15 protein-coding genes are annotated in these 16,743 nt (G+C 65.2%); 9 read left to right on the plus strand and 6 right to left on the minus strand.

Features of this window, described 5'->3' with window-relative positions; all coding sequences use genetic code 11:
- Both WHZ77_RS27635 and upp read left to right on the plus strand, forming a co-directional pair.
- A complete protein-coding gene (locus tag WHZ77_RS27635) occupies positions 1 to 1,239 on the plus strand; it encodes a URC4/urg3 family protein (protein ID WP_375310848.1) in 1,239 nt (412 codons plus the stop codon).
- A 65-nt stretch (positions 1,240 to 1,304) separates the two neighbouring features.
- Positions 1,305 to 1,934: a uracil phosphoribosyltransferase gene (gene upp, locus WHZ77_RS27640; RefSeq protein ID WP_015688322.1), complete on the plus strand. Its 630-nt coding sequence runs from the start codon at positions 1,305 to 1,307 to the stop codon at positions 1,932 to 1,934.
- A 175-nt stretch (positions 1,935 to 2,109) separates the two neighbouring features.
- Here the strand turns inward: upp and WHZ77_RS27645 are convergent, their stop codons facing one another.
- A complete protein-coding gene (locus WHZ77_RS27645) occupies positions 2,110 to 3,219 on the minus strand; it encodes a M48 family metallopeptidase (protein ID WP_375310849.1) in 1,110 nt (369 codons plus the stop codon).
- Between the two features lie 3 nt (positions 3,220 to 3,222).
- On the minus strand, positions 3,223 to 4,368 hold the full coding sequence (locus WHZ77_RS27650) for a YjgN family protein (RefSeq protein ID WP_375314824.1): 1,146 nt from the start codon (positions 4,366 to 4,368) through the stop codon (positions 3,223 to 3,225).
- A 313-nt stretch (positions 4,369 to 4,681) separates the two neighbouring features.
- On the opposite strand from WHZ77_RS27650, the gene WHZ77_RS27655 reads away from it, so the two are divergent.
- Together WHZ77_RS27655 and WHZ77_RS27660 are read left to right on the plus strand one after the other, a co-directional pair.
- Positions 4,682 to 5,947, plus strand: a complete 1,266-nt coding sequence (locus WHZ77_RS27655) for a cytochrome P450 (RefSeq protein ID WP_375310850.1) — start codon at positions 4,682 to 4,684, stop codon at positions 5,945 to 5,947.
- A gap of 177 nt (positions 5,948 to 6,124) precedes the next feature.
- Positions 6,125 to 7,399 (plus strand): cytochrome P450, encoded by a 1,275-nt coding sequence (locus WHZ77_RS27660; RefSeq protein ID WP_375310851.1) that lies wholly within the window; start codon positions 6,125 to 6,127, stop codon positions 7,397 to 7,399.
- A 161-nt stretch (positions 7,400 to 7,560) separates the two neighbouring features.
- On the opposite strand, the gene WHZ77_RS27665 is transcribed toward WHZ77_RS27660, so the two are convergent.
- Entirely contained in the window at positions 7,561 to 8,481 is a 921-nt protein-coding gene (locus tag WHZ77_RS27665; protein WP_375310852.1) for a LysR substrate-binding domain-containing protein, read from the minus strand.
- A 125-nt stretch (positions 8,482 to 8,606) separates the two neighbouring features.
- On the opposite strand from WHZ77_RS27665, the gene WHZ77_RS27670 reads away from it, so the two are divergent.
- The 4 genes from WHZ77_RS27670 to mdlC all read left to right on the plus strand — a co-directional run bounded on the left by WHZ77_RS27670 (position 8,607) and on the right by mdlC (position 13,517).
- Complete coding sequence (locus WHZ77_RS27670; RefSeq protein ID WP_375310853.1) at positions 8,607 to 9,776, plus strand: acyl-CoA dehydrogenase family protein; 1,170 nt, start codon at positions 8,607 to 8,609, stop codon at positions 9,774 to 9,776.
- A 10-nt stretch (positions 9,777 to 9,786) separates the two neighbouring features.
- Positions 9,787 to 10,890, plus strand: coding sequence for a CaiB/BaiF CoA transferase family protein (locus WHZ77_RS27675; protein WP_375310854.1), 1,104 nt, complete (start codon positions 9,787 to 9,789; stop codon positions 10,888 to 10,890).
- Positions 10,891 to 10,905: 15 nt separating this feature from the next.
- On the plus strand, positions 10,906 to 11,757 hold the full coding sequence (locus WHZ77_RS27680) for a MaoC family dehydratase N-terminal domain-containing protein (protein ID WP_375310855.1): 852 nt from the start codon (positions 10,906 to 10,908) through the stop codon (positions 11,755 to 11,757).
- 137 nt (positions 11,758 to 11,894) lie between these two features.
- Positions 11,895 to 13,517 carry a benzoylformate decarboxylase gene (gene mdlC, locus WHZ77_RS27685; protein ID WP_375310856.1) on the plus strand — a complete coding sequence of 541 codons (1,623 nt, stop codon included), beginning with the start codon at positions 11,895 to 11,897 and terminating at the stop codon, positions 13,515 to 13,517.
- 166 nt (positions 13,518 to 13,683) lie between these two features.
- On the opposite strand, the gene WHZ77_RS27690 is transcribed toward mdlC, so the two are convergent.
- On the minus strand, positions 13,684 to 14,460 hold the full coding sequence (locus tag WHZ77_RS27690; RefSeq protein WP_375310857.1) for an SDR family NAD(P)-dependent oxidoreductase: 777 nt from the start codon (positions 14,458 to 14,460) through the stop codon (positions 13,684 to 13,686).
- 75 nt (positions 14,461 to 14,535) lie between these two features.
- On the opposite strand from WHZ77_RS27690, the gene WHZ77_RS27695 reads away from it, so the two are divergent.
- Entirely contained in the window at positions 14,536 to 14,997 is a 462-nt protein-coding gene (locus WHZ77_RS27695; protein WP_375310858.1) for a MarR family winged helix-turn-helix transcriptional regulator, read from the plus strand.
- Positions 14,998 to 15,165: 168 nt separating this feature from the next.
- On the opposite strand, the gene WHZ77_RS27700 is transcribed toward WHZ77_RS27695, so the two are convergent.
- Together WHZ77_RS27700 and WHZ77_RS27705 are read right to left on the minus strand one after the other, a co-directional pair.
- Entirely contained in the window at positions 15,166 to 15,960 is a 795-nt protein-coding gene (locus WHZ77_RS27700; RefSeq protein ID WP_375310859.1) for an SDR family oxidoreductase, read from the minus strand.
- A 47-nt stretch (positions 15,961 to 16,007) separates the two neighbouring features.
- A complete protein-coding gene (locus WHZ77_RS27705) occupies positions 16,008 to 16,703 on the minus strand; it encodes a hemolysin III family protein (protein WP_375310860.1) in 696 nt (231 codons plus the stop codon).
- Positions 16,704 to 16,743 lie beyond the last annotated feature (40 nt).

Consider the following 16,743-nt stretch of genomic DNA (forward strand, 5'->3'; position numbering starts at 1 on the left):
ATGACCGACGCTCTGGAACTGCAGGCCCGCTCGCTGCTAAGTGCAGAAGCGGTTCGCGCGCGGGCCGGCGACATGCTCGAGATCGGCCTGAACGGCGGGCTCACGCATTTCACCGTCGATCTCCATCACATGGACGCCGTCGCGGAGGCCGTGCTCGCGGTGACGCGAAAGGCCTACCCGACGCTGGAGATTCCGTTCCACGCGCGGTGGCGGCATTTCGTGCTCGGCGGTATCGACCGCTGGGCGCGGCTGGAGGATGCCGCATCGTGGCCGGATCGCGCCGCGCGGGCGCGCGCGGAGTTCGACCTCGCCATCGTCAGCGTGCTGCTCGATGCCGGCGCGGGTGCTGCATGGCGCTATCGCGACGCGGTGACGGGACAAGGCATCGGCCGGTCCGAGGGGCTGGCGATCGCGAGCCTCGATATGTTCGCAAGCGGCCTGTTTTCCGGCGATCCGCGCGCGCCGTTCAGGGTCGATGCGGGTGTCCTTGGAAAGCTGCCGCTCGCCGCCCTGACATCCGCGTTTCAGGTGACGGACGCCAATCCCCTGCTCGGCCTCGAAGGCCGAACCGATCTGTTGCAGCGGCTGGGCAAGCTGGTTGCCGGGCGTCCAGAGGTTTTCGGCCTGCACGACAGCCCACGGCCGGGTGGCTTGTTCGATTACATCGTAGCGCAAGCCAAGGACGGCGCCATCGCCGCGCCCGCGATCCTTGCCGCGGTATTGAACCAGCTTGGGCCGATCTGGCCGTCGCGGCTCGAACTCGCCGGGATTCCGCTCGGCGATTGCTGGCGCCATCCCGCGCTTCAGACGGATGATGCGACCACCGGCCTCGTGCCGCTGCACAAGCTGTCGCAATGGCTGAGCTATTCGCTGATCGAGCCGCTCCAGCGCGCCGGCTTCGACGTCACCGATATCGACGGCCTGACGGGGCTTGCCGAATATCGCAACGGCGGCCTGTTCGTCGATCACGCGGTGCTGCGCCTGCGCGATCCCGCTGACGCCGGGCGCGCGCATGCGGTGGACTCGCTGCTCGTCGTCGAGTGGCGTGCACTGACTGTGGCGCTGCTCGACCGGCTGGCTAAACTCGTTCGCGCAAAACTCGGCCGCACACCGGAGTCGTTGCCGCTCGCCAGCATCCTGGAAGGCGGCACCTGGGCCGCTGGCCGCGCCATTGCCTTTGCGCGCCGTCCCGATGGTTCGCCGCCGCTCAAGGTGATCAGCGACGGCACGGTTTTCTAAACCCTCTCCCCGGCGCTTCGCGCCACCTTCTCCCGCAAGGCGAGAAGGAAGAAAGGCATTCGATCATGGAAGGCGTCACGATCGTCGATCATCCGCTGGTGCAGCACAAGCTGACGCTGGTGCGGGACAAGTCCATCTCGACCAAGTCATTCCGCGAGCTGATCAAGGAGATCGGCATGCTGCTGTGCTACGAGGTGACGCGCGACCTGCCGCTCACTGACACCGTGATCGAGACGCCGCTGGCGACGATGCACTCGGCCAAGATCGCCGGCAAGAAGCTGGTGTTCGTTCCGATGCTGCGTGCCGGCACGACCTTCGTCGACGGGATGATGGATTTGGTGCCGACCGCACGGGTCGCGCATATCGGGCTTTACCGCGAGCCGCACAGCTTTGCGGCGGTCGAGTATTTCTTCAAATCGCCATCCGATCTCAGCGAGCGCCTGGCGATCGTGGTGACGCCGGTGGTCGCCACCGCCAACACGGCCGTGGCCGCAATCGACCGGCTGAAGGAACGCGGCGCCAAGGACATTCGCCTGGCCTGTTTGATCGCCGCGCCCGAAGGGCTCGAGCGGCTGCGCGGATTTCATCCGGACGTGCCGATCTGGACGGCCGCGGTCGACGAGGGTCTCGACGAGAACGGTTTTATTTTGCCGGGCCTCGGCGACGCCGGCGACCGCGCCTACGGGACACGGTAGGCATCCATCGTGGCGAGGCCCGAGCAAGCGCCTCGTCCTTCGAGACGACCGCTTTCAGCGGTCTCCTCAGGATGAGGCTTTTCGTTGAACATGCTCCTGAACACTCCAACCTCATCCTGAGGGCCCGCCGGAGGCGGGCGTCTCGAAGGATGGCCGCAGGGGCGCTTCCGCCGCCTCAGATCTTCCCGCTGCCGCAAATCAGCTTCAACGCCTGCCACTCCTTGTCCGTCAGCAGCGGCGGGCCGCTGGCGGGGCGGTCTTCTTTCGTCATGCGGGCGAGCCGGTCCTCGGTGAGCGGATGGCTCGCCAGAATCGACGTGAGGCCGCCGCCTTCCTTGCCGGTGATGCGGAACATCAGCTCGGCCGCGGGCTTCGGCGAGCGGCCGAGCTTGTGCATGATCTCGATCGAGAACGTATCCGCAGCGGTCTCGGCCTCGCGCGAATAGGAGGCCTCGACCACGCTGCGCGAGGCGAAGATCACGGCGGAGGAACCGGTGACGTCGCCGAACAGCAGGCCGATCAGGAACGAGGTGCCGCCGTTGTAGATCAGGCCGCGCATGTTGTCGTAATGCTTGAGATGGCCGAGCTCATGGGCAAGGATGCCGGCGATCTCGTCCGGGTTTTCCGCCTTGTCGAGCAGGCCCTTCAGCACGTAGACCTTGCCGCCGGGCAGCGCGAACGCGTTCGGCACCGAGGTCGGCAGCACGCCCGCCGTCATGGCATCGTCGTCGAGACCGGCGGCATCGCGCAGGCGGTTGACGAGCTTGACGAAGGCGGCTTTCCCGGCCGGATCCTCGCATGCTTTGCCGCCGAAGACGGTCTTGACCTGGACCTCCGACGCATCGCCGATTCGCCGCTCGATCGGTTTCGGCACCAGCGGCGCGAGACGGTCCGCGGCGAGCGGCACGCCGAACAGCACGACACAGACGATGGAGACGGCGGCCGCCACCGACCAGCCGACGATTTTTGCGACGCCGCGACGCGAGGTCTGGTGCTCGTCGAGACGCATGCAGCGGGCGGTGACGTCGGCGGCCAGCGCGGCGTCGCGGATTTCGAGCCGCGCCAGGGACGGCGCGGAGGTGCAGGCAAGGCGCAAGATTCCTGCCGGACTGTCGGCGCGGCGAATGTCGGCATAGGCCCAGCTCGCGGGCGCCCCGCCCTCCTCGACAATCTCGAGCGCATCGCCGAGCGCCAGCGTCACCTGCCGCCTGCGGCTCGACACGCCATCGAAGAAGATCGTCGGCCTGGCGGAGTGCGTGGGGGACTCAGGTGACAACTCACTCACAGATCAAAATCCCGCGACATCGAGCCCGTCGGCAAAACCTTCGCCGAGCGCGCTGGCAAGCTCGCCGCTGCCGCGCACGTCCGCCGCGGCTCCGATGTTGTGCACCTCGACGGTCTCCAGCACCTTGGCCCAGATATCACGCTGCAGATAGACCCGCATGACGATGTTGATCGCGAGCGCGAGGGCAAAATAGCCGATGACCATCATCACCACCATCGGGATGCTCCTGGCGGTATTGCCGGCTTCGAACATTTGATCGGCCGGAACGCCGCTCAGCTGGACGACGAGCAAGGCGGCGCCGCCCATATAGGCGGCGAACACGGTCGTGAGCAGCATCCACCAGCCGATCACTTTCCAGTACAGGCCGTAGAACGCGTCATGCGGCAATTGCGAGGACAGGCTGACGCCGCCGATGCGGATGCCGTCGAGCCACCAGCGCCATTCGCGCGCCCTGAACTCGGCATAGAAGAACGGCGCGAGCGGGAAGATGAAGAGCGCGATCGGGCTCAGCAGCCATAGCCACCACGCACGCTTGAAGAATGTCCAGCCGTCGCCCTCGAAATCGCCGGAGAGATCGCCGTAATGGGTGTGCCGCATCTTGTAGCGCTCGAGCGAGGCCTCGCGCCAGGGCAGCGCCAGGCCGAGGGTGAGGAACACCAGCAAGCCCCACGCCATGGCGCGGAACGAATAGGCCCAGCCCGAGCCGTCCATCCAGAACCGCACGCCGCGCCAGACCGTGCGCGTCAGCCGATAGCGCCGCGCGCGAAAGACCGCGAACTGGCCGAAGGCGTAGAAGCTGATGAACAGCGGCGTCGAGGCAAAGCCCTGCCAGCGCTCGAACTCGATACCGACGAGAAAATAAGCGAGATAAATCGGCACCAGGATCGCGAGCGCGAACAGGAAGCCGATCAAAAGCTCCTTGGCCCGTCCGGTGTATTCGGCGGCGTCACCTTCGATCGCAGTGTTCGACCACAGATGACGGCGAATGTCGGTGACGAGCCAGAATCGGTAGAAGCCGAAAGTGACGAGCTCCAGCAAGGCACCCTTGGTGACCAATTTGCGGAATTCGGAGCGGTTGCCGGTGAAATCGACCCGCGTGGGCGGCAGCGGCGGGGGTAAGGGTTCGGAGCCGATCGGGGCCCATTGCATGTCGTTCACGGCGGCAACCTCGGGATGAGGATCTGTTGCGGTCAAACTATAGATCAGAGATTAGTCGGACCCCAAGACGGGCGGGTTCGATTTGGCTCGATTTCCGTCGGCTTCTTGCATGATTCCACGGGCGACGGCGTGCGGGAGATCACGTTGACAGACCGACGTGACGGCCATCCAACCCTCTCGCAAAGGTTGGATGTGGCAAAACTCTCCCTTGCTCCGGCGCCGACAACGGGTTGTAATTGCAAATCAAATACCGCAGCGCAGAATTCAAAAAAAGGCGCGCGGGGAAATGTCAGGGAGACCGGTCATGCATGGGACCATCGAGAGCGCGGCCAAGCTCGACGCATTGCGCGAGCGTGCCTCATCACTGCCGCTGGAGCAATTCGATCCCGGCGATCCTGAATTGTTCAGGACCGATACGTTCTGGCCCTATTTCGACCGCCTGCGCCGGGAAGATCCCGTGCACTACTGCAAGGACTCGATGTTCGGGCCGTACTGGTCGGTGACGCGCTACAACGACATCATGGAGATCGAGACCAACCATTCGGTGTTCTCCTCGGCCTCCTCGCTTGGCGGCATCACCATCCGCGACATCGACCCGGATTTGCGCCGCGAGAGTTTCATCTCGATGGACCCGCCGCGCCATGCCGCGCAGCGCAAGACCGTGGCGCCGATGTTCACGCCGACGCATCTGGACAATCTCGCCCTCAACATCCGCAAGCGCTCGGCGGAGTGCCTCGACAATCTACCGCGCGGTGAAGTGTTCGACTGGGTCGATCGCGTCTCGATCGAGCTCACCACCCAGATGCTCGCGGTGCTGTTCGATTTCCCCTGGGAGGACCGCCGCAAGCTGACGCGCTGGTCCGATATCGCCACCACCATTCCCGGCCCCGACGGCCTCGTCGCCACCGAAGACGAGCGGCAGGCCGAGCTCGCGGAATGCGCCGGCTATTTCGCCCGGCTGTGGAAGGAGCGCATCGCGCAGCCGCCGAAAAGCGACCTGCTCTCGATGATGGCGCATGGCGCCGCCACGCGCGACATGGATGCGAAGAATTTCCTCGGCAATCTCATTCTTTTGATCGTCGGCGGCAATGACACCACCCGCAATACCATGTCAGGCTCGCTCCACGCGCTGAGCCAGCATCCGGAGCAGTATCGCAAGCTGCGCGACAATCCCGCGCTGCTCGACAGTTTCGTGCCGGAGGTGATCCGCTGGCAGACGCCGCTGGCGCATATGCGCCGCACCGCGCTCGCCGATTTCGAGTTCCGCGGCAAGCAGATCAGGAAAGGTGACAAGGTCGTGATGTGGTACGTCTCGGGCAACCGCGACGAGGAGGTGATCGAGAAGCCCTACGACTTCATCATCGATCGCGCCCGCCCGCGCACGCATCTGTCCTTCGGCTTCGGCATCCACCGCTGCGTCGGCTTGCGGCTTGCCGAACTCCAGCTCAAGATTATCTGGGAAGAGATCCTGAGGCGTTTCGACCATATCGACGTGGTCGGTGAACCCAAGCGGGTCTATTCGAGTTTCGTAAAGGGTCTTGAAACCCTGCCGGTGAAGATTGCGGCATGAGTTAGCTCCCTCTCCCCGCCTGCGGGGAGAGGGTCGGGGTGAGGGGGGGTCTCCACGGGGACGGAGAGAATTGGATTCGCGGAGAGTCCCCCTCACCCGGAATTCAAGCTTCGCTCGAATTCCGGCCTCTCCCCGCACGCGGGGAGAGGCGAAAGAACAAACACTGGAGCTACCGACATGAACATCCAGACTCCGGTCAAGACCGACAAGGCCGAACGCATGCGCAGGGCCCGCGAGGAGGCCTATGCGACGCCGCTGGCGCAGTTTCACCCCGGCGCGCCCAGGCTATTCCAGGACGACACGCTGTGGCCGTGGTTCGAACGGCTACGCAAGGAAGAGCCGGTGCATTACTGCACCAACGCACCGATCGAGCCGTACTGGTCGGTGGTGAAGTACGACGACATCATGCATGTCGACACCAATCACGGCATCTTCTCATCCGACTCGACGCTCGGCGGCATCGGGATCCGCGACGTGCCGCAGGGCTATGACTGGCCGAGCTTCATCGCGATGGACCAGCCACGTCATTCGTCGCAGCGCAAGACGGTGTCGCCGATGTTCACGCCGGCGCATCTGGACGAGCTGGCAAAACTGATCCGCCAGCGCTCGCAGACCGTGCTAGACAATTTGCCGCGCAACGAGACCTTCAACTTCGTCGAGCGGGTCTCGATCGAGCTGACGACGCAGATGCTGGCGACCCTGTTCGACTTCCCCTGGGAAGAGCGGCGCAAGCTGACGCGCTGGTCGGACGTCGCGACCGCGCTGCCCAAGAGCGGCATCGTCGCCTCGGCCGAAGAGCGCCGCCGCGAGATGGACGAGTGCTACGCCTACATGTCGAAGCTCTGGAACGAGCGCGTCAACTCCGCGCCGCGCAACGACCTGTTGTCGCTGATGGCGCACAACGACGCCACGCGCTTCATGGACCCCGACAACCTCATGGGCAACATCATCCTGCTCATCGTCGGCGGCAACGACACCACGCGCAACACCATGACCGGCTCGGTGCTGGCGCTGAACGAGAATCCCGAGCAGTACGACAAGCTCCGCGCCAATCCGGAGCTGATCGATTCCATGGTGCCGGAGGTGATCCGCTGGCAGACGCCGCTAGCGCATATGCGCCGCACCGCGCTTGCCGACACTGAAATCGGCGGCAAGCAGATCAAGAAGGGCGACCGCGTCGTGATGTGGTACGTCTCCGGCAACCGCGACGAGGAGATGTTCGAAAAGCCGAACGAGTTCATCATCGACCGCCCGCGGCCGCGCACCCACCTCTCCTTCGGCTTCGGCATCCACCGCTGCGTCGGCATGCGCCTTGCCGAGCTGCAGCTCAGAATCGTCTGGGAGGAGATGCTGAAGCGGTTCGACCGGATCGAGGTGGTCGGCGAGCCGAAGCGGATCTATTCGAGCTTCATCAAGGGCTATGAGTCGCTGCCGGTGCGGATACCGGGGTAGGCTCTCCCCTCCGTCATTGCGAGCGCAGCTATAAAATTCCGGCATGACAGGTCGCGAAGAATGCGAAGGGCCGACGGCGGGCTTGTGTCCTAAGCATTCACCGAGCGCTCACTTCGCTCCCTCGCCCCGCACGCGGGGATAGGCGAAGAAAGCGCCGGCACTCAAGCCAGCTTGATGTCCCACAACCCTTCCTTGCGGCAGGCGGCGACCTCGTCGCGCAGGAGGGCTGTGATGGCGAGCGAGGCCGTCGAGGCCGGACGGTCGATCGGAGAGGCGAAAATGAGCTCGCGCGTCATCGGCCTGGACACGACAGCGGTTTCCAGCCGCCCGTCGGCGACCTCGCCGTGCACCGACGACGGCGGCAGCAACGCAAAGCCAAGGCCCTCCTCGACCAGGCTGGTCAGCACGCGAAACGAATCTGCTTCCAGCTGGACGTTGAGCTTGATCTTGCGCTGGGCGGCTGCGTGCTCGATCAGCGCGCGGAGGCCATGGGAATGACTGGGCAGCACCAGCCGCTGCCGCAGCAGCCAACCGATCTCGACGCTCTTCTTGCGCGCAAGGCCACAGCCGCGCGGGCCGACCGCGACGATGTTGTCGCGGCCAAGGCTCTCGACGTTGAGATGCAGGTCGGCGGAGCGGCCGTAGAGGATGGCGAGGTCCATCTCGCCGCGATGCAGCCATTCGACCAGATGGCCGCTGTAGCTTTCGACGATGCGCAGCGAAATGCCGGGAAATGTTTCGACGCAGCGCCGCGCAAAGCGCGCCGACAGCACGCAGCTCACGGTCGGCACGAGACCGAGCACCACCTGGCCCGAGGGCGGCCCCTTGGCCGACTGGATATCGTCGCGGATCTGGTCGATCTGGCGCACGATGCCGGAGGTGCGCGCCAGCAGCAGCCGGCCGGCCTCGGTCAGCACCATGCCGCGGCCGTTGCGCGTGAACAGCTCGACGCGAAGCTCGTGCTCCAGCAGCTTGATCTGCCGGCTGAGCGCGGGCTGCGCCACGCGCAGCGTATCGGAGGCCTTGGAGAGGCTGCCGAGCTCCGCCACGCAACTGAAGGTCCTGAGCTGACGGAAATCCATGCTTGCCAATCCTGGAAGGCTACTCCATACGCTATAGCAAATGAGCATAGGGGGCTGGCATTGTTTTCACAACGCCAGGGGATCGGCCGGCGTTATCTTGACTGCCGCTACCATTGGGAAACGCCATGAGTGAAGACCACCACACCGAAGATCACGCCGACATCCGCGAAGCCGTCGCAAAGCTGTGCGCGCAGTTTCCGGGCGAATACTGGCGCAAGCTCGATCGCGAGATGGCCTATCCGAAGGCCTTCGTCGACGCGCTGACGCAGGCCGGCTATCTCTCGGTGCTGATCCCCGAGGAATATGGCGGCGCGGGGCTGAAGCTGTCCGCGGCGGTGGCGATCCTCGAAGAGATCCAGCGCGCGGGCTGCAACGGCGGCGGCTGCCATGCCCAGATGTACACGATGGGCACGGTGCTGCGGCACGGCAGCGACGAGCAGAAGGCGAAATATCTGCCGAAGGTCGCGAGCGGCGAATTGCGGCTGCAGGCCTTCGGCGTCACCGAGCCGACCAGCGGCACCGACACGACCTCGCTGAAGACCTTCGCGCGCAAGGACGGCAATGCCGGCTACATCGTCAACGGCCAGAAGATCTGGACCAGCCGCGCCGAGCATTCCGACCTGATGCTGCTGCTGGCGCGGACCACGCCGAAGGACGAGGTCAAGAAGCGCACCGACGGTCTCTCCGTGTTCATCGTCGACATGCGCGAGGCCAAGAACAAGGGCCTCGAGATTCGCCCGATCCGCACCATGATGAACCACGCCACCACCGAAGTGTTCTTCACCGACATGAAAGTGCCGGCGGAGAATCTGATCGGCGAGGAAGGCAAGGGCTTCCGCTACATCCTCTCCGGCATGAATGCCGAGCGCATTTTGATCGCCGCCGAATGCGTCGGCGACGCCAAATGGTTCATCGCCAAGGCCACGAACTACGCCAAGGAGCGCAGCGTGTTCGGCCGGCCGATCGGCCAGAACCAGGGCATCCAGTTCCCGATCGCCAAGGCCTACGCCGCGATGCGCGCGGCCGAGCTGATGGTGAAGGAAGCTACGCGCAAATACGAGGCCGGACTCGATTGCGGCGCGGAAGCCAACATGGCCAAGATGCTGGCGGCCGATGCATCGTGGGAAGCGGCGAACGCCTGCGTCCAGACCCATGGAGGCTTCGGCTTCGCCGAGGAATACGACGTCGAGCGCAAATTCCGCGAGACGCGGCTCTATCAGGTCGCGCCGATCTCGACCAACCTCGTGCTGTCCTTCATCGCCGAGCACGTGCTCGGCATGCCGCGCTCGTACTGAGGCAGGAATCATGGGCGCATTGGACGGGATCAGGGTGATTGCGGTCGAGCAGGCGGTGGCGGCGCCGTTCTGCTCGTCGCGCCTCGCGGATGCCGGCGCGGAGGTCATCAAGATCGAGCGGCCGGAGGGCGATTTCGCCCGTGGCTATGACGCGGCGGCCAAGGGCCAGAGCAGCTACTTTGTGTGGCTCAACCGCGGCAAGCAGTCGACGGTGGTCGATCTCGCCACCAGGGAAGGCTGCGCCGAGCTCGAGAAGCTGATCGCCGGCGCCGACGTGCTGATCCAGAACCTCAAGCCCGGCTCGATGGACAAGCTCGGCTTTTCGCGCGAGCGGCTGCTGAAGGATTACCCGAGGCTGATCTCCTGCACCATCACGGGCTATGGCGACGAAGGCCCCTACGCGCAGCGCAAGGCCTATGACCTGTTGATCCAGGCCGAGAGCGGGCTTGCCTCGATTACCGGCAACCCCGATGGCGCCTCGCGCGTCGGCATGTCGATCGTCGACGTCGCGACCGGCGCAACCGCGCATGCGGCGATCCTGGAAGCGCTGATCGGACGCGGGCGCACCGGCAAGGGCGCCGATATCCGCATCTCAATGTTCGACGTGATGGCCGACTGGTGCACCGTGCCGCTGCTCAACTCCGAGGCCGGTAATCCGCCCAAGCGCATGGGTCTGCGTCATCCCTCGATCGCGCCCTATGGCGTGTTCACCTCGAAGGACGGCAAGGACATCCTGATCTCGATCCAGAGCGAGCGCGAGTGGAAGACGCTGTGCGCAAAGGTGCTGGATCAGCCCGACCTGCCGAACGATCCGCGCGTCGCCAATGGCGTCGAGCGCGTGCGCAACCGCGACTTCACCGACAAGACGGTGGCCGATGCCTTCGGCAGCCTGACGCGCGACGAGCTGCTCAAGCGGCTCTCCGCTGCCGACATCGCCTTTGCCGAGGTCAACACCATGGCCGACCTCACCAACCATCCGCATCTGCGCCGCATCGAGGTCGACACGCCGAACGGTCGTGTCAGCTATCCCGCGCCGGCGCCGATCATCGTCGGCGAGACGCGGGCTTACGGCGCTGTGCCCGCGATTGGCGAGAAACCAACAAATAAGTCATAACAAGAGCGAGGCGTCATGACCGAAAAGCTCGACATCGATCACCTGCGGCAATGGATCGGCCGCAGCACCGAGGCGACCGACATCGTCACCGCGCAGCTCGTCATGGGCCTGCGCGCGACGCTGTTCCAGGAGGTGGGCGAGCCCAAAAAGGGCGACGCCGCGCCGTTCACGGTGCACTGGTGTTTGGCGCAGCCGGTGTTCCCGATGTCGATGCTCGGGCCCGACGGCCACCCGACCCGCGGCGGTTTCCTGCCGCCGGTGCCGCTGCCGCGCCGGATGTGGGCCGGCGGCGAGATCGAGTTCCTGCAGCCGCTGCAGGTTGGCGATGAATCGACGCGGACCTCGCGCATTGCCGATGTGCAGGTGAAGACGGGATCGACTGGTACGCTGTGCTTCGTCTCGGTCGAGCACAGCATCTCTTGCCCACGCGGCACAGCCATCCGCGAGCGGCAGGACATCGTCTACCGCGAGATGACGAGCAGCGCGCCCGCGTCGGCCAAGGCCCCGCCTCCGCCGCCGGAGGCCCAGCACCGCGAGACCCATGTCTCCGATCCCGTGCTGCTGTTCCGCTATTCCGCGCTCACCTTCAACGGCCACCGCATCCATTACGACCGCGACTACGCCACCAAGGTCGAGGGCTATCCGGGCCTGATCTTCCACGGGCCGTTGCAGGCGGCGTTCATCGTCGAGCTGGCGGCGAAGCTGCGCGGCGGCAAGGCACCCAGGAAATTCACCTATCGCGGCCTTCAGCCGCTGTTCGAGGGCACGGAGTTCTCCATCAACGCCAACGAGACCGAGGCGGGCATGGAGCTGTGGACCGCGAATGCCGAAGGGCAGCCGACGATGAAGGGCACGGCGGTGTGGTGACGCGCCGCTGTTAGACCCTCCCCCTGAGGAGCGCGCCTTCGCGCGCGTCTCGAAGGGCGAGGCCACCAGCCGGGCCTTCATCCTTCGAGACGCGCGTTCCGCGCTCCTCAGGATGAGGAGAAGAAGGGACGGAAACGATGTCAAAAAACGGCAAGAACGGCACCAAATCCGTCACCGTCAAGCAGGCAACGCTCGACCTGCTGCGCTCCTTCGGCATCAGGAAAGTCTTCGGCAATCCCGGCTCGACCGAGCTGCCATTCCTGAGCGACTGGCCTGATGACATCGACTACGTGCTGGCGCTGCAGGAAGCCTCCGCCGTCGGCATGGCCGACGGCTATGCGCAGGCGACGCGCAATGCCGGCTTCGTCAATCTGCATTCGGCGGCCGGCGTCGGCAACGCGCTCGGCAACATCTACACCGCGCATCGCAACCAGACGCCGCTGGTGATCACCGCGGGCCAGCAGGCACGCTCGATCCTCCCCTTGCAGGCGTTTCTCTATGCCGAGCGCGCCTCCGAGTTTCCGCGACCTTACGTCAAGTACAGCGTCGAGCCGGCGCGGCCCGAGGACGTGCCGGCCGCGATTGCGCGCGCCTATTACACCGCGATGCAGCCGCCGTGCGGGCCGACCTTCGTGTCGATCCCGGTCGACGATTGGGCACATGCCTGTGCGCCGGTCGAGGCGCGCAAGGTCAGCCGCGAGATCGGACCCGAGCCTGACGCGATGAGGGCGCTGGTTGCGGCGCTCGGCTCTGCCAAGCACCCTGCCCTCGTCGTTGGCCCCGGCGTCGATCGCTCCGGCGCTGTCGATCTGATGGTGCGCGTGGCCGAGAAGGCCAAGGCCAGCGTCTGGGTCAGCCCGTTCTCGGCGCGGTGCTCGTTCCCCGAACGCCATCCGCAATTCGCGGGCTTCCTGCACGCCTCGCCCACACAGCTCTCCGATGCGCTGCGCGAGCACGACCTCGTCGTCGTGGTCGGCGCACCGGTGTTCACCTTCCATGTCGAGGGCCATGCCGCGATCTTCGACGGCGGCGCGGCCATCTTTCAGATCACGGACGACCCGGATGCGGCGGCGGTGACGCCGGTCGGCACCAGCATCATCGCGACGATGAAGCCCGCGCTGAGCCTGCTGCTCGACTTGCTGCCGGAGAGCAAGCGCGCGACGCCGAAGGGGCGCACGCTGCCGCCGACGCCGCAAGCGGCCGATCCGCTGCCGGTGGAGTTCTTGCTGCATGCATTGTCGCAGGCAATGCCCGATGGCGCCTCACTGGTCGAGGAAGTGCCCTCGCACCGGCCGGCGATGCAAAAATTCATGCCGATGCGCGGCCAGGATTCCTTTTACACCATGGCAAGCGGCGGCCTCGGCTATTCGCTCCCCGCCGCCGTCGGCATGGCGTTCGGCAAGCCGAACAGCCGCACCGTCTGCCTGATCGGCGACGGCTCGGCGATGTATTCGATCCAGGCGCTATGGACTGCTGCGCAGCGCAAGCTGCCGCTCACCGTCGTCGTCATCAACAATTCCGGCTACGGCGCGATGCGCTCGTTCAGCCAGGTGATGCAGGTGCGCAACGTGCCCGGGCTGGAGCTGCCGGGGATCGATTTCGTGCGGCTGGCTGAAGGCATGGGCTGCCATGCGGTGCGGGTGAGCAGGGCGGGCGAGCTGGGCGAAGCGCTCAAGCGCGGGATGGCGCATGAGGGCACGAGCCTGGTGGAAGTCGTCGTGGATTCGGCGGTGCCCGTGCTGTATGGGCAGAAGCATTGACGGTGTCGTCCCTGCGAACGCAGGGACCGATACCGCGTGATCTATCGTTGATGGCGCAGGTGTTGGTGCCGCAGGACACTGCCGGTCTTCGCCAAACTTCTTCCTGTGGTTATGGGTCCCCGCCTGCGCGGGGACGACACTGAGCTTGTTGCGCGAGTGCCGCCAACTACGACGCCAGAAATCCCCCGTCCGCCGCCAGCACATGCCCGACGACGTATGACGACGCGTCGGACGACAGCCACACCACCGCCTCCGCAACCTCCTCCGGGCTGCCCATCCGCCGCAGCGGCAGGCCCGCACTGACGGTTGCGATGTCGCCGACGCCCGCGCGGAGCATCATGTCGGTGACGACGCGGCCCGGTGCGATGGCGTTGATGCGGATGCCGCGCGGGGCGTTCTCCATCGCGGCCGAGCGGGTCAGCGAGATCGCGGCGGCCTTCGAGGCCGAATAGAGCGAAAAGCCGGGATTGGGATTGCGCACGCCGCTGACGGAAGCGTTGACGACGATGCTGCCACGGCCTTGCGCGAGCATCACGGGCAGTTGATGACGCAGGCACAGGAACAGGGCGCGGACATTGGTGTCGAACACGCTGTCGTAGATCTCCATGCCCTGCTGTTCCAGCGGCGCGCGGCGCTCCTGGAAGCCGGCATTGTTGAAGGCGACGTCGAGCCGGCCGCAACGCTCGATCGCCGTGCCGACGAGGCGGGCCACGTCGTCCTCTCGCGTGAGATCGGTCTGGATCGCGATCGCGTTCGCACCGTGCTCGCGGCATGCCGCGGCGGTGGCGTCGATCTCGGCCTCACGCCGGCCCGCAACGAAGATCGCCTCCGCGCCTTCGGCCGCCATCCGCAGGGCCGTGGCGCGGCCGATGCCGCTGCCGCCGCCCGTGACGAGGCAGACCTTGCCTCTCATCCGCATTCCGGCCGGCAAGGTCTCGCTCATGGCTCACTCCAAAACGCTTGCGCGCGCCGCTGCGCACATATAGTTGTATGATACAACTATACTCAGGGAGTCAAGATGGCCGGACTTTCGCTGATCGACGACATCCGTGCCGCCTCGCGCCTGATGGTGCGCGAGCTCGGTTTCATGGATGCGACGGTGGCGGCGTCGGATTATCCGCCCTCGGCCGTGCACACCATTCTGGAGATCGGAATCCGCGGGCCGATGACTTCAGGCGAGCTCGGCGATTTCCTGCGGCTGGAGAAATCCAGCGTCAGCCGCCTGGTGCGCAAGCTGATCGATTGCGGCGAGCTCAGGGAGACGCCGGACGAGCTTGATGCACGCAGCAAGCGGCTGTCGCTGACGGCGAAAGGCCGGCGCACCATGGCGGCGCTGCACGCGTTCGGGCGACAGCAGGTGAGCGGCGCGCTGGCGGTGCTGACGGAAGCCGAACAACGCAAAGTGCGCGAGGGGATGATGCTCTATGCGCAGGCGTTGCGGCAGAGTCGGGTGGATGAAGGGGTGAAGTCGGTGGCGTAGCCACCGCTGTCGTCCCCGCGGATGAGGGGACCCATACCGCGTGATCTATCGGCAAAGCGGAAGTGTCAGTACCGCGGGAGCACTACCAGTCTTCGCCAAACTTCTCCCTGTGGTTATGGGTCCCCCGCATTCGCGGGGACGACTCCGAGTTTTTTGCGCCTGTCTTGTCTACTTCCCGAACTCTTCCCGCATCCTGGCCTGGATCTTGGCCATGCCGCCGATCCAGCGGTCGTAATTCTCGGTCTTCTTGCGCATGTAACCGAGCACCTGGGGGTGCGGCAGGATCAGGAACGTCTCCTGGTCGAGGCCAGCGAGCACGTCCTTTGCGACCTGCTCGGGCGTCAGATCGCCGTCGCCGGATTGCGGGCCCTTGGGGATCGAGCGCAGCATGTTGGTGTCGACGCCCTGCGGGCAGAGGATCGAGACCTTGATGTTGTCAGCCCTGTGCGAGATCGCGAGATTTTCGGCAAAGCCGACCGCGGCGTGCTTGGTGGTGGAATAAGCCGGGCTGCCGACCTGCGAGAGCAGGCCCGCGGCGGAGATCGTGTTGAGGAAATAGCCGCCGCCGCGCGTCTTCATGCGGGGGATGAGATGCCGCGCGGCATAGACGTGGGCCATGACGTGGATCGCCCAGCTCCGCTGCCACGGCTCGTCCGAAGCGCCGCCGGCATTTTGCGACATCGGATCAAAACCGCCGCCGATGCCGGCGTTGGAGCAGAACAGCTCGATCGGGCCGAACTGCCGCTCGGTCTCTTCGATGACGTGCGAAATATCCTTTTCCTGCGCGACGTCGCATTTGAACGCCGCGCCGTCCACCGTGGCCGCGACTGCCCTTGCATTGGCGGCATCCATGTCGGCAACGACGACCTTGGCCGCCCCCGCCGCGTGAAAGGCCACGCACAGCGCCTTGCCGATACCGTTTGCGCCGCCCGTGACGACCACGACCTTGCCGGTCACCTGCATGCGACGTCTCCTCTTCTTATTTCTCTTGTACTGCTTCGCGGATGGGCTCAGCTCAACACGAGGTCGAGCACCGCGGTATAATGGCATGCCGCGCCGGCCAAGACAAAGCCGTGCCAGATCGCATTCTGGAAGCGCAGCCGCCGCCAGGCGTGGAAAATCACGCCAAAGCTGTAGAGCAGCCCGCCTGCAAGGATGAAGCCCAGCACCAGTGCGGGCAGCGCCTTGACCACGGCGTCGTACAGCATGATGCCGCTCCATCCCATCGCGAGATAGATGCCGACCGCGACGCGGTCGAACCGGCCGGGAAAGCGAAGCTTCAACACGATGCCTGATATCGCGACACACCAGACGCAGACCAGCAGCACCAGCGCAAACACGCTGTCCTTCAACTCCAGGATGAACGGCGTGTAGGTGGAGGCGATCAGAAGATAGATCGCGGAATGATCGAACCGCCGCAGCAGCCATTTGACCGGCGAGACCGGCCAGAGATTATAGGTCGCCGACAGCACCAGCATCGAGAGCAGGCCGGCGACATAGATCGAGACGCCGACGATGTTGGTGGCGTCGGCATAGACCACCGCAAGCACCACCAGGACCGTCGCGGCGATGATCCCCGACAGTACACCGATCGCATGGATGATTCCGTCGGCAATCAGCTCGGCACGATCGTAGTGCCAGCCGATCGCGTCGGCCGCGGCGTGGACGGAGGTGGAGGCGAACTGTTTCAGTTGGAAGACGGTCATGGCAATCCGTAAAGGCTAAAGATAATGCCCTCTACTATGG

Source organism: Bradyrhizobium sp. A5 (assembly GCF_042076515.1).
GTDB lineage: Bacteria > Pseudomonadota > Alphaproteobacteria > Rhizobiales > Xanthobacteraceae > Bradyrhizobium > Bradyrhizobium cosmicum.

Coding starts and splice junctions, on each gene's coding strand:
- WHZ77_RS27635 (WP_375310848.1), top strand. CDS start 1: ATGACCGACGCTCTGGAACTGCAGGCCCGCTCGCTGCTAAGTGCAGAA.
- upp (WP_015688322.1), top strand. CDS start 1,305: ATGGAAGGCGTCACGATCGTCGATCATCCGCTGGTGCAGCACAAGCTG.
- WHZ77_RS27650 (WP_375314824.1), bottom strand. CDS start 4,368: ATGCAATGGGCCCCGATCGGCTCCGAACCCTTACCCCCGCCGCTGCCG.
- WHZ77_RS27655 (WP_375310850.1), top strand. CDS start 4,682: ATGCATGGGACCATCGAGAGCGCGGCCAAGCTCGACGCATTGCGCGAG.
- WHZ77_RS27660 (WP_375310851.1), top strand. CDS start 6,125: ATGAACATCCAGACTCCGGTCAAGACCGACAAGGCCGAACGCATGCGC.
- WHZ77_RS27665 (WP_375310852.1), bottom strand. CDS start 8,481: ATGGATTTCCGTCAGCTCAGGACCTTCAGTTGCGTGGCGGAGCTCGGC.
- WHZ77_RS27670 (WP_375310853.1), top strand. CDS start 8,607: ATGAGTGAAGACCACCACACCGAAGATCACGCCGACATCCGCGAAGCC.
- WHZ77_RS27675 (WP_375310854.1), top strand. CDS start 9,787: ATGGGCGCATTGGACGGGATCAGGGTGATTGCGGTCGAGCAGGCGGTG.
- WHZ77_RS27680 (WP_375310855.1), top strand. CDS start 10,906: ATGACCGAAAAGCTCGACATCGATCACCTGCGGCAATGGATCGGCCGC.
- mdlC (WP_375310856.1), top strand. CDS start 11,895: ATGTCAAAAAACGGCAAGAACGGCACCAAATCCGTCACCGTCAAGCAG.
- WHZ77_RS27690 (WP_375310857.1), bottom strand. CDS start 14,460: ATGAGCGAGACCTTGCCGGCCGGAATGCGGATGAGAGGCAAGGTCTGC.
- WHZ77_RS27695 (WP_375310858.1), top strand. CDS start 14,536: ATGGCCGGACTTTCGCTGATCGACGACATCCGTGCCGCCTCGCGCCTG.
- WHZ77_RS27700 (WP_375310859.1), bottom strand. CDS start 15,960: ATGCAGGTGACCGGCAAGGTCGTGGTCGTCACGGGCGGCGCAAACGGT.
- WHZ77_RS27705 (WP_375310860.1), bottom strand. CDS start 16,703: ATGACCGTCTTCCAACTGAAACAGTTCGCCTCCACCTCCGTCCACGCC.